Raw genomic sequence first — 15,419 nt, 5'->3', positions numbered from 1 at the left:
ATGACTGACTATGTACCGCCCAAAGTCTGGACATGGGATGCCGACAGCGGTGGCAGATTCGCCAGCATCAATCGCCCCGTTGCAGGACCGACCCACGACAAGGACCTGCCCGTCGGGGAGCACCCGCTGCAATTATATTCACTTGCCACACCCAATGGCGTCAAAGTGACCGTCATGCTCGAAGAGTTGCTTGAGGCGGGCCATTCCGCCGACTATGACGCATGGTTGATCAATATTCAGGAAGGCGATCAATTCGGCAGCGGCTTTGTCGAGATCAATCCAAACTCCAAAATCCCCGCGCTCAAGGACCACGAAACAGACGTGCGGGTTTTTGAAAGCGGCAATATCCTGTTGTATCTTGCCGAGAAATTCGGGGCATTTCTGCCAAAGGATATCAAGGGCCGCACTGAAACGCTGAACTGGTTATTCTGGCTGCAGGGGTCGGCCCCTTATCTTGGTGGCGGCTTTGGCCATTTCTACGCCTATGCGCCTGAAAAGTTCGAATATCCGATCAATCGCTTTGCGATGGAAACAAAGCGCCAGCTTGATGTGCTGGACCGCAATCTGGCGGACCGTCGTTTTCTGGCCGGTGATGAATATACAATTGCCGACATGGCCACAGCGCCCTGGTACGGCGCGTTGGTCGACAATCTGGTCTATGAAGCGGCCGAATTTCTCGATGTCGCGTCCTACAAGAACGTGAACCGCTGGACCCGCGAGGTGAGCGACCGACCTGCCTACAAGCGTGGCAAGATGGTTAACCGGGCTTGGGGTGAAGAGTCCGAACAATTGCGCGAACGCCATGCGGCGAGCGATTTCGAAACCCAGACATGGGACAAAATCAAACCCGCCGAAGAGTGATACCAGACGCGGGTCGCGGCACTGCGCCAGATCTGCCACCCTGCCCGTCCATGTCCGGACGGGCATGATGCACGCCCAACAAGGTAAAACAATAACTGCCTGTTGTACCTGGCTATCACCTGTTTCCATCGTCGCGTCATTCGCACATTGCTGAAGCAAACGTAAATTCCACATGTATTCAAACGAATAGCAGCCGAGTTTTCTCTTGCAGGATCCAAATCCTCACCCTAACAATGGAATCACGGGAGTCGTTAATCTTCCGTTAACCTAAAAAAGGGCGTCGCTGCACAAAACGAGTAAACGCCGGTATCAATATAAAAAGGGCGAGGTTCTCAAACCAAAATACATGGGGGACAGATGTATTTTTTTGAGACGGTACTTTCCGATCCACAAGCGTTGGCCAGAAACGGACTTCGTTTGATTCATTTTGTGGGTCTGGCACTGGGGCTTGGAACGGCAACAGTGCTTGATCTTATCGTGGTCAGGTTCTTTCTGGGCAAGACTGTGCGTCAATCCACTCTGGACGTTTTTGCCTTTTGTGCGAATGTTGTCAGCCTTGGGCTGCTGGCGCTGTGGGTTTCAGGGATCGGCTTCCTGATCTACTATTGGCACTTTGACCCGATCAACCTGACAAACGGCAAGATCTACGCCAAGATCATGATTGTGCTCATCCTCACACTCAATGGATACTTCATCCACGCCACAGTGCTGCCTTTCGTCAAAAGGCAGCTTGGAAAGACACTGTTTGAGGGGGTCTCCAAATCGCGCCAACATCTTTTGATCACAACGGCGATGGTCTCTGCTGTGTCATGGTATTGCCCCCTGATCATTGCGAACCTGCCACAGCTGAATTTCACGGTTCCGGTCATTCAGATCCTCGCGATCTATGGCGCACTGCTTGCGGCAGTGATGGTGGTCGCGCATGTCGTCCTGCTGGCAAGGACATCAGCTCAGGCATTGATCGGACAGGTGTCAGCCCAAAGCAGGATCAGGTCCAAGGTTCATGTCGGCAGGCCACCGATTGCGCAAAACATGACAGATAATGCCCATCCGATATCGGCGAGACCGCGCAACAAATTCGTCACCCAATAGCAGCGGGTCTTGTTGGCCGGGGCCTGTATCTTGCCTTGCGCGCGGTTGTTCGGCGCGCAAGGCCCAGTCAAAAGATAGATGCGCAATTTTGCAAGCGCCCCAGGGGACGCTTCAACGGTGCTGTCAATGAAGGCTCGAATGAAGGGCTAAAGATGTTCTGACCTGACTCATATTCTGAACAGTGAACCCAAAGTCCACTTGCACAACGACCAACCACAAAATCGATTGGAAAGACGCGACCACGTTAGCGATGATATCTTTTTTTATGAGTATCAGAGACTTGCGACACAGAGTGCAGGAAAAAAAATTCTTACCGGAGTATCTCAAAACTGCTAGGATGACGCCAAGTCACCCAAAGCGCACCAGACCGGCAGACATCTTGCCACATTTCCCGCACATGTCGCTTGGCCTAAATGTGGCGCAAAATTATCTGGGTGACGACAATTTGATTGTTGAACGAGACATCTGGACATGTCTATTGGTATAAAAAACGCTCCACCGCTGATCGCGCACCTGGCGCAGATATTGGCCTTTTTTCTGTTCAGTTCGCTTTCGGCGCAGGCTGAAATTATCCCACCCGACACCCGGGAATGTATCCCGTTCCAGCGGAGCCTGATCTTATCGAACGGTGCGAGCGGGACCGAAGAGGTGCTTGCAGGCATCGCGCAGTCGCTTGATCGGACATTGAGCCTGCAACCAGATGCCTACAGTATGGGCGCAGATGCCCAAGCGGCCTGCGACGCCGTGATTGCGCAGTTGAAAGGGCCCTTAAGCGCGCGGCCCCCGCTGGCCGAAACCTTGTCAGGTGTGCGCGTGCTGGCCGTGGTCGCGCGTGGTGCGACCCCGCGCATTGATGTCTATGCCCATGTGCCGGCGCTGGTTGACTGGGCAGGCGATCCATTTGTCAGCATCACAGCCTTTGTCGGAGACGAGACCTCAAGCCGCGCCTTGCCGGATGCGCTGGCCCTGAGTTTTGAGCGCGCGGCGGCCTTTTCAGCGGCCATGCGGGCATTTCTGGATGGCGACAGAGAGCGGGCAGCAGCCTTGCGGCCGGTGCCGGACCAACTTGGCGCAGTCGCTCGCGCATGGGCACAGGCGATCCCGATCGGCACCGAAACGCGCGGTTTCTTATCAACAAAGGAATTCCCCATTTTTGACACCCTGCCCTCAATCAGCGGCGAAAACCAGATTGCGCTGTTTCTTGCCGTGGCGCGCGGCACGACATCGGCTGAACAGGCGATCAGGCTCAGCATTCCCGCAAATGATGTCAGATGTAACGACGGGGAGGCCACGCACAGGTCGGAACTCCACTGGGCCCGTTTCGTTTCTGGGTTCTGGCGCACCATTGAACGGACGGCCGATCGAAATCTCGTCCCGCTTGCCGACGAGTCCTGGCTCGAAACCCTGCCTACTGTCTATGGCAACGGGCGCACATGCTTTGATGCGATGATCTTTTCAATGCTGGACCGTTTTGCTTACGGCTGGGACACAGACAAGGCTTTCGCGACACTGCGGATCATTGCCCGCGAGAGATTTGCCCGCTCGGATTTGGGTGACACGCGCGCGCAGCTTGCGACGGAAATGATGTCAGCCACGATTGCAGCAGCCTCCTTTCAACGCATTCAGACAATCACTCAGGTTTCGCGCAACGCGATCGGGCGTTCAGGTCAATGCCACCAGCCATTACAGCGCGAAATACCTGTCACGGCAGCATTCACGCCGTTTGATGTGACAACAGGGTCGCCACTTGCCCCGATTCTGGCCCTTGCCCGTCAGGTGAGAGCCGCAGAGCAGATGCCTATGGATGAAGACGACCTCGGCCAGGTCATGATTGTACCTGCCGGCAAATGGCTTGGCGCCAGTCCCGACACGCTCAGCCTGATGCTGGGCGAAGCGCGCGGGTTCAGCGATGCCTTTGCATTCAAGATGTTGCAACACTTTGGCGACGACCCGGGCGATGACGATGTGTTTCAACTGCTGCGACAACTGCGCATGCTTGACAACGCCACCTTTGCAAAGGAAATGGACCAGCTCAGGGCAAATCTGGCCAGATTGGAAATCCAGTCGGAATTGGCGCTGCAAATGCTTCTGAGCGAAGCGATAAATTTATTCGTCTCGACCCCTGATGCCGCGCGCAACCGCGTTGCATACGCCAGACTGCTGGAACTGCACCCGCAACTGGGCGATGATACCTATCTGCAAACCCTTTTCGATGCATCTGACGAAACGGCGATCCGGGTGGCCGTGATCGACGTTCTAACGCTCGCATTCACCGGCAAACCGCTCCCGAGCCAGCGTAACCCCTGGCTCGAGTTTGCCGAGGATGAAAGCAGCTTGCCGATATCGGCGATCCCGGCTTTGGGCGCTTCGGATGGCCTGGGCGTCTGGATCACTGCTGCGTCAGCCAGCCTTTTTGCGCTGACCGAAAATGACCAATCTGATACCCTGCCGGACACGCTTGCGGTTTATGGCTTGGTCGCGGCGGACGCTCTTTATCAGGCATGGATCAATGAAGGCGAAGACCCCAAACCATTCCGCCTCACTCCGGTCACAAGACGCATCCACGCCGCCCTCAACACTAATGACATAAGCAAATTATTTGCCCCCGCGGGTGATCTGTCCAAGGCCCTCGAAGAAAGTGATCTTGAAGAATTGGCAGAGATCAGCGCAACAATATGGACCGACTACATTCGCCCCTATGCGGAATTGGGGGTCGCCGCAAAATGGGGCGACGCAGACGCGCCAGCCCTCATAGATGATGTCGAACGGCTGTTCCTGCTGGCCCGCGCCCTGCAAGACCCCAACCACACCGGCGGCATTGATGTTGCATCTGAAGTCCTCAAACGGCTCGAAGAGGACACGGGCTGGCCCCCACAGTTGCGCGGGCTGCCCGCGCGGATGGCACTGGCCGCATTGCGCGCAGAACGGTCGGGACAAGCCGCATTGGCAGATGATGACAGACAGGCCATTCGGGCCGAATTTGAAAAGCTTGTGCCGCGCGATGCGCGCCAGAACCTTCTTGACGCGGGGTTCATCATCGTGGTGCTTGCGGCGCTGCCCGTTGACGTCTTGCTGAACGCCAGCGCACATGGCGGCGTCGCGCAGATGCCCGAGGATATCTGGCGCGACATTCTCGTCAATCTTGTTCAGGAATATGACTATCACCAGCTTTTGAAAGAAGGCGTCTTCCAAGAGGTCACAGACATTCTTTTGGCACTGGATGCTGCTCCCGATATCCAACAGAGCGAAGATGTTTCCGACATCATGCAAGTGGTCTCGACCCTGCTTGATCTCGACAGGCTTGCGCAAGACCAGCAACCATCCAGCGAAGCGATCGCCTTGGCGACCATGTTTACCGAAGGACTGAATGTTGATGCGACCCTTGATGCGCCTTTGGCCGAACGACAGGCCTGGAGCCGCGACGCGCTTGGGACAATCGCCGAAATTTCCGCAACTTGCCCGGAACTTGCGTCGTCCCTTCATCCCCTGCGCCTGACGCTTACCCTGCTGGCCGGCGATCCGGTCGATATCACCTCCGAACGCGATGCGCTCAGATCATTGATTGAAGACGGCGACAATTTCAAAAGCGTGCGTGTCAAGGTTCTGGTCGATCTGATCGGTGTGCGTGGAACCTTCCTGTTGTCGAATTCCCCCATGGTCTGGCCGCTCAACGGGCCGACAGGTGAATTGACAATTCACTTTTCGGCAACTGCCAGTGGTACAAAAAATCTGTGGAACATGAGCAGCAATCTGGGGCTGGTCCCCAATCCGGCGCGGTCTTCTCCGGCATTTGCAATGGCGCTTGATTTGGCGCATGCGGCAGACGAGGCTGGCGATATCGTCGCTTTGGACGCTATTTTGGGGATGATCGAAACACTTGCGGTCGGCGGCAGGCCCTACCCCGCATCCGCGCAAGACCCGGACCCAGCCCTGCCCGGAATATGGACTGGTGAAATTCTGCGGTTTGGCATCAAGAAAGGCCCACAGTTCCCTTTGTGGCCCCATGTGTCTTCTGTCGCTGACCCTGATTTGCGATTGCTCCGCATTGCGAAGGTTGCTGAAGAAAACGGGTTGATCGCGATGGCGTGGCGCCTCGCGGGGCTTGCCTTGGGCACCACGCTTGAAACGCCCCCCGGAGAAGAACCAGACCCCGATGATCCGCCCGAACAGGTGGACCCCTATTACACCATGCGACAGGAAATCAGAGACGCCTTTCGCGCACAGGACCCGAATGAAGGGTTCCATGTCGCGCGAAGTCTGGCTGCGGGTCGCGCCCGATTGCCCGCAAGGCTCGCTTATGCAGCCCTTTGCGAAAAGGATGAAACCGGATGTGATGCCGCGTCCTTCTTTGTTGGTGGCAGTCCAGACATCGATGAATGGCCACAGCCCACGACCGCCTGTGAAACTGCGGCAAGACGGACCTTTACACCTGCGCTGCAAGGGACCGCGGATGTGCGGCCATGCATGCACGGACTTTTGCGGTACGACTATGAAGTACACCCGAACGCGCCACAAATGGACGTCTTTGCCATGGCAGAGCGGATCGGACAGGCCGGCTACAGCCCGCTTCTGCTGGTACGGTACCCGCAAAATCTTCAGGTACTGACAGAAGCCGTGCTGCGCGGCGCGGCCCCGGACAAACTGTCGGGAATGCTGGGTGAAGTCGCAACCGTCGCCACGTCACTTGGGGAAAGTGACGCGGCGATTACGATGGTCTATTATTCACTCTTCGCTGCAATCGCCAACCCCGAGACCGCAGAGCTTGACGAACTGCAACGCGCGTCCGCCTTCCAGCTAAAAAGCATCACGAAGGATGAAAAGCTGGCTACCTTCTTTGATCGTCTGGCAAACGGGGCAGCCATCGACGCGGACGATCGCGCGTATGTTGCGGGCTTCCTTGAAAAGATCGCACCGTAAGAACACAAATGCCTTATTGGCCCGACCCGCCGCAGCCTTCGGTCATCTTCATGAGCCTAAGCTCGACCCGATCAGACGCATCATAGCTTGCGCCCATGATATCCATGACCTCGAATTGCTGGGCCGCAACTGCAAAATCCGCACAGGTCGTGCCAAAATCTGCAACCTCCAGTCTCTGCGCGATTTGCCCGGTCAGCGGACCAGCCGATGCAAGGCCCGGCATCACAGAAAGCACATGCAACATCCGATCAGGCCTCAGACCCGTCAGGGCCGCCACAATGGTCTCTGTCTCGTTGGTATCGGCCTCACTTGTGGGCGCATAGGCCCCCACGACCGGCGGCGTATCAGTGCGCAGCAAGGATTTGCTTTCGCCGGTTGTAATCATGATCATCTGGCGTTGCGCTCGCACGTCCGGCCCCAGTGCGTCGCCTTCAAGTGAAACGAGGTACAGATCCTCGCCCAACGGCTCCACACTGCCGATGCGCGGGGCGCCGGACAGACAGATCGTCGCCGTGCGGCAGACAAACTCCGATACTGACGTCGGCAGGACCAAGGCGGTAATCCCTGCCGCGAAAGCGCCCAACACGCCCAGAAGAACAGCGACAGGCACCCCGTGGAAAGCACTGATGATATTAATCGTGCGAGCTCTTGCTTCGCCGATCAAGGGGCCACGGCTGCCGGCAACTGCTTGACCGTGGCCTAGTCTTTTTTTGTGGAAATACCTTCAAAGGTCTGGTCACCACCAGCCACGATTTCCTTTGCGCGGACACCTTCGATATCCTTGAAAACCTGATTTCCCTCGGCCCTTATCGCCTCGGCGTCCAGGGCGAATTGCTGACGCTCCTCTTTCGGCATTGCCTCGATCGCAGCAAGCAGCTGATCGGCAAGAATCTTGATTTCGGGGTCTTTGCTGATCTGGGGCGAGTCAAGATCGGCTTGAATGGCGGCAGCATATTCCTCTTTTTCCGCCGCCTGATCAATCAATGCGACGCTGGCCACGCCGTGATCGTCCTTCAGACGTTTCATCAAGGCTTCAAAGGCGCGCTTTCCAGCCCCTTTCGCGAACTCCGTCGCCGATGTTTTCGCCATGATCCCGGCACCGGTGACAAGGATTGGATAGAGAAATGCGGAAAGCGACATGAAATTTCCTTGGCGTTGCTGGCGTAAAAGCCTGATCTCAATGGCTGTCTGACGTCAGACTAGTCACAAAAACCCTCGCACTCAAGTATTGTGATGGCACCAGCGGGTGCGGGTCAGCGGCATCCGCGACCGTCGTGAACAGGGCAAACCGACATATGCATGCAACACATAGCGGCTTTGCGCACAGTAAAAGACATTTGAACTTGAAAGGTCGTAACGCGCCCACTATTTGCTCAATCGAAGGCGATGATGCTCAAACGCTCATCATCTTCACCTCCCTGTTGGACTTCGCCGGGCCTTGTGCCCGGCTTTTTTTTGTACCCAACCAATGGTCGGGTCGGTCATCCAAGAGCAGACAGGGGCGAACAGGAATCGCAATCACACTGCAAACACGGCCTTCCCCTTCGGGCCGACCTGCCCTAAAAAGCCGCAACTGCCGAAGGGGATATGATGCAAGATCCAGAAATCAACGACGCGCTCATCGCCGCACATGGCCTGAGCTCGGATGAATACCAGCGCATATTGCAGATCATCGACCGTGAACCCACCTTCACGGAACTCGGTATTTTTTCCGCCATGTGGAATGAACACTGCTCTTATAAATCCTCCAAGAAATGGCTGCGGACCTTGCCCACCGAAGGCCCGCAAGTCATTTGCGGTCCCGGCGAAAACGCTGGTGTGGTCGATATCGGCGATGGGCAAGCGGTGGTGTTCAAAATGGAAAGCCACAATCACCCCAGCTACATCGAACCCTATCAGGGGGCTGCAACCGGCGTTGGCGGCATCCTGCGCGATGTCTTTACAATGGGTGCGCGGCCAATCGCGGCGATGAACTCGCTCAGCTTTGGTGACCCCTCTCACCCCAAGACCAAACAACTGGTGAACGGCGTCGTCGCCGGGATTGGCGGCTATGGCAACTGTTTTGGGGTACCAACGGTCGGCGGTGAAGTCCGCTTTGACCCTGCCTACAATGGCAACTGTCTGGTCAATGCATTTGCCGCAGGCATCGCCGACAGCGACAGGATTTTTTATTCCGCCGCCTCCGGCATCGGGATGCCTGTCGTCTATCTTGGGGCCAAGACCGGGCGCGACGGCGTCGGCGGGGCCACCATGGCCAGCGCCGAATTCGATGACACGATCGAAGAAAAGCGACCCACAGTGCAAGTCGGCGATCCCTTTACCGAAAAGCGGCTGATGGAAGCAACGCTGGAGCTGATGGCCACAGGTGCGGTGATTTCCATTCAGGACATGGGGGCCGCTGGACTGACCTGCTCTGCGGTGGAAATGGGCGACAAGGGTGGATTGGGGGTAAAACTCAACCTCAACGCGGTGCCCCAGCGCGAAGACAACATGACTGCCTACGAGATGATGCTGTCCGAATCCCAGGAACGGATGCTCATGGTGCTCAACCCCGCGCTCGAGGCCGAAGCCCGCGCCGTCTTCGAAAAATGGGATCTGGATTTCGCCATCGTGGGCGAAACAATTGCCGAAGACCGTTTCATCGTGGAACATAACGGCACGGTCAAGGCAGACCTGCCACTGGCGACACTGTCCGGCTCGGCCCCTGAATATGACCGGCCATGGGTGCCCACACCGGCAGCAGAGCCCCTTGGCGACGTGCCCGGCGTGCACCCCATCGACGGGCTCAAGGCACTGATCGCCAGCCCCAATTATGCAGGCAAACAGTGGGTCTACGAACAATATGACAGTCAGGTGATGGCTGACACGGCACGCACACCGGGTACAGGGTCGGGGATTGTGCGGGTGCACGGCACAGACAAAGCGCTGGCCTTCACCAGCGATGTGACGCCACGCTATGTCAAGGCCAACCCCGTTGAGGGTGGCAAGCAGGCCGTGGCCGAAGCATACCGCAACCTGACAGCCGTTGGGGCCACACCTCTGGCCACCACTGACAACATGAACTTCGGGAACCCCGAAAAACCCGAAATCATGGGGCAGTTTGTGGGTGCAATTCAGGGCATCGGTGAAGCCGTGAAAGCACTCGACATGCCGATCGTTTCGGGCAACGTGTCACTCTATAACGAAACAGACGGCACCGGCATTCTGCCCACCCCTACCATCGGGGCCGTGGGGATCATCCATCAACCAGACCAGATGATCACCGGGGTCATTCGCGACGGACATCTGCTGCTGATGCTGGGCAACAGCGACGGGCATCTGGGGCAATCGGCGCTGCTGGCCGAAGTCTACGGTCGCAACGAAGGCGATGCCCCGCCCGTCGACCTTGCCGCTGAAAAAGCACACGGCGATTTCATTCGCGCAAACCACACGTTGATCCGCGCGTGCACCGACCTGTCGGATGGCGGTTTGGCGCTTGCAGCGTTCGAGATGGCCGAAACGGCGGGGATCGGCATTCAACTCGACTCCGACGAAACACCGTTCCTGTTTGGCGAAGATCAGGGGCGGTATCTGATCGCCTGCAACTTCGATCAGGCCGAAGCCTTGATGATCGCGGCACAAAACGCAGGGCTGACGCTGGCGATGGTCGGCAAGGCCGGTGGCGACCAGATCACCTTTGGCAGCTACAGTGCGCCATTGGACACGCTCGCCCACAGCTTCCGGACCGCCTTCGAAGATGCTGTCGCCTAGATTTTCTTCGTCAATTCAAACTTCCGCCGGAGGCTCCGCCTTGTCCACCGGCGGGTCCGCCCCTAAGTTAACAGCAACAGACCAAAGGACGCCCCATGCCGATCACAGCCCACGAAATTGAAACGTTGCTGCGCGAAAGCTTCCCCAATGCCACAATTGACATTCAAGGCGACGATGGCGTGCATTTTCAAGGGCTCGTCATTGACGAAAGCTTTCGGGGCAAGAACCGCATTCAACAGCAGCGTGCTGTAATGGCCGTTATCAAGCCCAAAGTCGATAGTGGCGAAATCCATGCGCTGGGACTGACCACAAAAGCACCAGACTAGCCCTCATCAATGGCCCACAACCTGCGCAGGACGCAGGCCAAACCCATGCCTGACACAATCCGGAGCATAACAATGACCGCCCAAGACCAAATCAAGCAGACCGTCACAAGCAACGACGTCGTACTTTTCATGAAAGGCACAAAATCCATGCCACAGTGCGGATTTTCTTCCCGCGTGGCCGGTGTGCTCAACTTCATGGGCGTGGACTTCAAGGATGTGAATGTTCTGGCAGATGAAGAAATCCGTCAGGGGATCAAGGATTACTCCGACTGGCCCACAATTCCGCAGCTTTACGTCAAAGGCGAATTTGTCGGTGGTTGCGATATCATTACCGAAATGACCCTGTCGGGCGAGCTTGATACGCATTTTGCAGACAATGGCGTGGCCTTTGACAAGCAGGCCGCCGACAAGATCCGCGAAGCAAACGCCGAATAATCAAAAAGCAAACAGCGCAATCCGATTTGCGCTGTTTGCCCTTTTCTTCGAAAAAACGGCGTCAGTTGTCGGGGCTGACCTGCTCTGCCAAGGCTTCTGCGCGGGCTGCAATTTCAGCCAGTGTGTCAACAACGCCCGATGGCACTACCGGCACTTCGATGCGTTCCGGTGCAGGCGCAGGCTGCGATTGCAGAGTCTCGTACTGGGCGCGCAACTGCGCGGCCTCGGCCTCGACCTTTCTCATCTTATCCTCAAGTCCGGCCGTCTTGTCGGCCAACATCAGACCCGCCATCAGCAGCATACGGGCCTCTGGCATACGGCCCATCTGATCCGCCAGGTGCGATGCCTCGATATTCAGCATTGCCGCGGCGGAATGCAAAAAATGCTCCTCGCCCTCCTGACAGGCAACCTCGAATGTGCGGCCTCCGATTGAAATCTCAACTTGCGGCATCTTGGGGCTCCTCCAGCAATGGTCTCAGCGCATTCAGGATCACATTGATTTCGGCCACATCGGCAGAACGTTGCGTGTTCAACGCCATGACCTCTGCCGCCGCTGCCTGTTCCAGCAGTGCGGGATCAACCCCTTCTGTTACCGCCTCGCGCAGTTGCGTGTTCATCTCGCGCAACTGGACATTCGCGGCCCGCAGACTTTGCAGCTCGACATCAAGTGCGGCCATCTGTGCCTGTTGTGACTGGATATGCGACGCAACCTCGGTGATCTGGGTGTCATGATCATCCTTGAGCTTGCGTATGGTTTCAATCAGGTCGGCATTCGCCGCACGTTCACGCTCCAGCGCCTCTGCAATTTCGGGGTCTTGACGGGGCGCTGCCGCCTGCGCCGCGACCCCGGTCCTGATCCGGTCGAGCGCTGCGGTAATCCGCGCCTCCAATGCACTGATGTCACTCATCTGCCTGTCCTTTCACACCCCGCCCCCCGGGGAAACTTTTTAAAATGGAACGTCCGCTGCGTCCCTGCGCCGTATGCTTTTTGCCTCTGGATTGGCGTCTTTTTGCGAATCAAGCACCGGTAAATCTAACTTAAGCCAAGCATCGCTGGCCAGCAAACCACATGCATTCAGCAATATGAAAGACTTAGCCACCACGCTTGATCTTGGGTCGGGGCCTGCTATGAGAGCGCGACGCCAAATTTTTAACGTTTGTGAACAGGACAAGATTACCTTGGATATTGCAGCACTGCGCACCGCGAACCCCGACCACTGGATGAAAGCCGCCGCCATTCGTGCCCTGACGCTCGATGCCGTCGCCGCAGCGAATTCGGGCCACTCTGGCATGCCGATGGGCATGGCCGATGTTGCCACCGTGCTGTTTGAAAAGCATCTGAACTTTGATCCTAAGATGCCCGAATGGCCCGACCGCGACCGGTTTATCCTGTCTGCCGGGCATGGGTCTATGCTGCTGTATTCGCTGATGTACCTGACCGGTTACGAAGATATGCCACTGGAGCAGATCAAGGACTTCCGCCAATGGGGCGCGAAAACCGCAGGCCACCCTGAATTCGGCCACGCCCGCGGGATCGAGACAACAACCGGCCCCTTGGGTCAGGGTATTGCCAATTCGGTCGGCTTTGCCATCGCCGAAGAAATCCAGCGCGCCACATGGGGCAAAAAGATCATTGATCACAATACCTATGTGATCGCGGGTGACGGCTGCCTGATGGAAGGCGTCAGCCACGAAGCCATCGGTCTTGCGGGCATGCAAAAACTGTCACACCTGATTGTCCTGTTCGACAACAACAACATCACGATCGACGGCACGGTCGATATGGCGGATGTGACCGACCAGAACGCGCGCTTTGCCGCCGCAGGCTGGCATGTGCAGGCCATCGACGGCCATGACCCGCAAGCGATTGATGCGGCCATCACGGCGGCCAAGGCCGACCCGCGCCCCTCTATGATCGCCTGCAAAACGCACATCGCCATCGGCCACGCCGCACAGGACACATCCAAAGGGCACGGCGCCCTGACCGATCCTGCCCAGCTGCAATCCGCAAAAGAAGTCTATGGCTGGAACTACGGCCCCTTCGAAGTGCCCGCCGACATCAAATCCCAATGGGAAGCGATTGGCGCCCGCGGTGCACAGACACGCGCCGATTGGGAGGCACGCTTTGCGACCCTTTCGGGCACAAAGCAGGCCGAATTCAAACGTATTTTTGCAGGTGAGGCCCCCAAGAAGCTGTCCGCCACCATCCGCGCCCTGAAAAAGCAGATCACCGAAAGCCAGCCCAAGGTTGCGACCCGCAAATCCTCGGAAATGACGCTTGAGGTGATCAACCCGATCATGGCGGAAACCATCGGCGGTTCTGCTGACCTGACCGGGTCAAACAACACAAAAACGGCCGATCTGGGCGTGTTCAACCCCGACAATCGCAAAGGGCGCTACATCTATTACGGGGTCCGCGAACATGGGATGGCCGCCGCGATGAACGGCATGGCGCTGCACGGCGGGGCCAAGCCCTATGGCGGCACATTCATGTGCTTTACCGACTATGCACGCGGCGCGATGCGCCTGTCTGCGCTGATGGGCGTGCCTGCGACCTACGTCATGACGCACGACAGCATCGGTCTGGGCGAAGATGGCCCCACCCACCAACCGGTTGAACATCTGGCGATGATGCGGGCGACGCCGAACACCCATGTGTTCCGCCCTGCCGATACAGTCGAGACCGCCGAAAGCTGGGAATTGGCGCTAACCTCCCAATCGACCCCGTCCGTGTTGTGCCTGTCGCGGCAGGGGCTGCCAACGGTCCGCACGGAACATAAGACCAAGAACCTGACCGCACAGGGTGCTTACGTTCTTGCCGACGCGACAGGCAAACGTCAGGCGATCCTGATGGCAACCGGTTCCGAAGTGTCAGTGGCGCTTGCTGCACGCGACCTGCTGCAATCCGACGGCATCGGCACCCGCGTTGTGTCCATGCCATGCTGGGAATTGTTCGCAGCGCAGGATGAAAGCTATCGCCGCAAGGTCCTGCCCGCAGGTCCGGTGCGCGTCGGCATCGAGGCTGGCGTCCGGTTTGGTTGGGACCAGTGGTTGCTGGGTGAACGGGGCAACGCCAAGAAAGCCGGTTTTGTCGGCATGCAAAGCTTTGGCGCATCAGCCCCGGCCGAAGTCCTGTTCGAGAAATTTGGCATCACTGCCGAAGATACCGCCGCACAGGTCAAGGCCCTGCTTGGCTTGTAACCGGCACTGCGACAGTTCCATACGGGCTGGCAAAACGATTTGTCGGCCCGTTTCCTCTGGCGCATAGGTTATCTGCTCTTTGCCTTTCCCTGACGTGTCGGGAAAACAGCGAACTGCTTGATCGCGCAGCAGGATCGCCCTTATGATTGTTGGGCAACACATTCGAAAAGTGACCGTCATGATGCGCAGCAAGTCCAAGTTCACGGCACTTTTCTCCCTCTGCCTGTTGGCAAGCTGCGGTGCAACCGTGCGTGACAGTGCCCCCAACGCGGCGCCTGCATCAGCCCTAATCACCCCTGCCCGCCCGGAAATGATTGCTGATTATGCAAAGCGTTACCTGAACAGCCTTCAGCCTGCGTCATTCAGCCAGTCACGCGAATTTTGCGGTTTCTTCGTTGAACGCTCCGACGGCCAGATCGTCGGAACGACACCGCAGGCCGGCACTTCAGACGGGTGCAGCGCGGGCTTTGTCCCCGACAATGCCGTCGCCAGCTATCACACACACGGCGGATACCTGCCCCAATACATCAATGAAATTCCATCCATCAACGATGCGGAAAGCGCAGTTGACATCCAGCTTGACGATTACGTCAGCACCCCCGGTGGCCGGTTCTGGAAGGTGGACGGAACGACCGGCACGACCACAATGCTGTGTGCTGTCGGCTGTCTGAAACAAGACCCTATCTTTGTACCCAACCCGCAAATCCCGCCTGCCCCGCGATACACGCTGACACAACTTCGCAAACTGCAAGGCTGATGTTAGCGAAAACGGTTAGCGCAATCATCGCATTTTAACGCTAACATTCTGATTTAAATAAAGATAATCCATAGCATACA

Annotated in this window: 12 protein-coding genes; 8 read left to right on the top strand and 4 right to left on the bottom strand. The window is 57.3% G+C overall.

Annotation, left to right across the window (positions count from 1 at the left end; translation table 11 throughout):
* From yghU to C8N45_RS03775, 3 genes are all read left to right on the top strand, one after another.
* The gene (yghU, locus tag C8N45_RS03785; protein ID WP_108384836.1) at nucleotides 1-861 is read left to right on the top strand and encodes a glutathione-dependent disulfide-bond oxidoreductase; all 861 of its coding nucleotides are present in this window, start codon (nucleotides 1-3) and stop codon (nucleotides 859-861) included.
* A gap of 357 nt (nucleotides 862-1,218) precedes the next feature.
* Nucleotides 1,219-1,953, top strand: coding sequence for a hypothetical protein (locus tag C8N45_RS03780; protein WP_108384835.1), 735 nt, complete (start codon nucleotides 1,219-1,221; stop codon nucleotides 1,951-1,953).
* A gap of 471 nt (nucleotides 1,954-2,424) precedes the next feature.
* Nucleotides 2,425-6,870 (top strand): hypothetical protein, encoded by a 4,446-nt coding sequence (locus C8N45_RS03775; RefSeq protein ID WP_108384834.1) that lies wholly within the window; start codon nucleotides 2,425-2,427, stop codon nucleotides 6,868-6,870.
* A gap of 13 nt (nucleotides 6,871-6,883) precedes the next feature.
* Here the strand turns inward: C8N45_RS03775 and C8N45_RS03770 are convergent, their stop codons facing one another.
* Nucleotides 6,884-7,534 (bottom strand): hypothetical protein, encoded by a 651-nt coding sequence (locus C8N45_RS03770; RefSeq protein WP_133175932.1) that lies wholly within the window; start codon nucleotides 7,532-7,534, stop codon nucleotides 6,884-6,886.
* Nucleotides 7,535-7,569: 35 nt separating this feature from the next.
* Nucleotides 7,570-8,010: a hypothetical protein gene (locus C8N45_RS03765; RefSeq protein WP_108384832.1), complete on the bottom strand. Its 441-nt coding sequence runs from the start codon at nucleotides 8,008-8,010 to the stop codon at nucleotides 7,570-7,572.
* A 450-nt stretch (nucleotides 8,011-8,460) separates the two neighbouring features.
* On the opposite strand from C8N45_RS03765, the gene purL reads away from it, so the two are divergent.
* The 3 genes from purL to grxD all read left to right on the top strand — a co-directional run bounded on the left by purL (nucleotide 8,461) and on the right by grxD (nucleotide 11,381).
* Nucleotides 8,461-10,620, top strand: a complete 2,160-nt coding sequence (gene purL, locus C8N45_RS03760; RefSeq protein WP_108385151.1) for a phosphoribosylformylglycinamidine synthase subunit PurL — start codon at nucleotides 8,461-8,463, stop codon at nucleotides 10,618-10,620.
* 95 nt (nucleotides 10,621-10,715) lie between these two features.
* Nucleotides 10,716-10,946, top strand: coding sequence for a BolA/IbaG family iron-sulfur metabolism protein (locus tag C8N45_RS03755; RefSeq protein WP_108384831.1), 231 nt, complete (start codon nucleotides 10,716-10,718; stop codon nucleotides 10,944-10,946).
* A 72-nt stretch (nucleotides 10,947-11,018) separates the two neighbouring features.
* A complete protein-coding gene (gene grxD / locus C8N45_RS03750) occupies nucleotides 11,019-11,381 on the top strand; it encodes a Grx4 family monothiol glutaredoxin (protein WP_108385150.1) in 363 nt (120 codons plus the stop codon).
* 61 nt (nucleotides 11,382-11,442) lie between these two features.
* Here grxD and C8N45_RS03745 read toward each other — a convergent pair whose 3' ends face one another.
* Both C8N45_RS03745 and C8N45_RS03740 read right to left on the bottom strand, forming a co-directional pair.
* A complete protein-coding gene (locus C8N45_RS03745; RefSeq protein WP_108384830.1) occupies nucleotides 11,443-11,832 on the bottom strand; it encodes a cell division protein ZapA in 390 nt (129 codons plus the stop codon).
* A complete protein-coding gene (locus C8N45_RS03740; protein WP_108384829.1) occupies nucleotides 11,819-12,289 on the bottom strand; it encodes a hypothetical protein in 471 nt (156 codons plus the stop codon). The genes C8N45_RS03745 and C8N45_RS03740 overlap by 14 nt, the downstream gene beginning before the upstream one ends.
* Before the next feature lie 271 nt (nucleotides 12,290-12,560).
* On the opposite strand from C8N45_RS03740, the gene tkt reads away from it, so the two are divergent.
* Both tkt and C8N45_RS03730 read left to right on the top strand, forming a co-directional pair.
* Entirely contained in the window at nucleotides 12,561-14,582 is a 2,022-nt protein-coding gene (gene tkt, locus C8N45_RS03735; protein ID WP_108385149.1) for a transketolase, read from the top strand.
* Between the two features lie 178 nt (nucleotides 14,583-14,760).
* Nucleotides 14,761-15,339 carry a DUF4329 domain-containing protein gene (locus C8N45_RS03730; RefSeq protein ID WP_168769389.1) on the top strand — a complete coding sequence of 193 codons (579 nt, stop codon included), beginning with the start codon at nucleotides 14,761-14,763 and terminating at the stop codon, nucleotides 15,337-15,339.
* The last annotated feature ends 80 nt before the right edge of the window (nucleotides 15,340-15,419 follow it).

The organism is Yoonia sediminilitoris, assembly GCF_003058085.1.
Taxonomy (GTDB): domain Bacteria; phylum Pseudomonadota; class Alphaproteobacteria; order Rhodobacterales; family Rhodobacteraceae; genus Yoonia; species Yoonia sediminilitoris.
This window is presented reverse-complemented; position numbering and strand designations above follow the sequence as displayed.

Bases quoted from the DNA above. Each gene is read 5' to 3' on its own strand.
- C8N45_RS03765 (WP_108384832.1), bottom strand. From the start codon at position 8,010: ATGTCGCTTTCCGCATTTCTCTATCCAATCCTTGTCACCGGTGCCGGG.
- C8N45_RS03745 (WP_108384830.1), bottom strand. From the start codon at position 11,832: ATGCCGCAAGTTGAGATTTCAATCGGAGGCCGCACATTCGAGGTTGCC.
- yghU (WP_108384836.1), top strand. From the start codon at position 1: ATGACTGACTATGTACCGCCCAAAGTCTGGACATGGGATGCCGACAGC.
- C8N45_RS03730 (WP_168769389.1), top strand. From the start codon at position 14,761: ATGATGCGCAGCAAGTCCAAGTTCACGGCACTTTTCTCCCTCTGCCTG.
- C8N45_RS03740 (WP_108384829.1), bottom strand. From the start codon at position 12,289: ATGAGTGACATCAGTGCATTGGAGGCGCGGATTACCGCAGCGCTCGAC.
- C8N45_RS03780 (WP_108384835.1), top strand. From the start codon at position 1,219: ATGTATTTTTTTGAGACGGTACTTTCCGATCCACAAGCGTTGGCCAGA.
- C8N45_RS03755 (WP_108384831.1), top strand. From the start codon at position 10,716: ATGCCGATCACAGCCCACGAAATTGAAACGTTGCTGCGCGAAAGCTTC.
- C8N45_RS03775 (WP_108384834.1), top strand. From the start codon at position 2,425: ATGTCTATTGGTATAAAAAACGCTCCACCGCTGATCGCGCACCTGGCG.
- grxD (WP_108385150.1), top strand. From the start codon at position 11,019: ATGACCGCCCAAGACCAAATCAAGCAGACCGTCACAAGCAACGACGTC.
- purL (WP_108385151.1), top strand. From the start codon at position 8,461: ATGCAAGATCCAGAAATCAACGACGCGCTCATCGCCGCACATGGCCTG.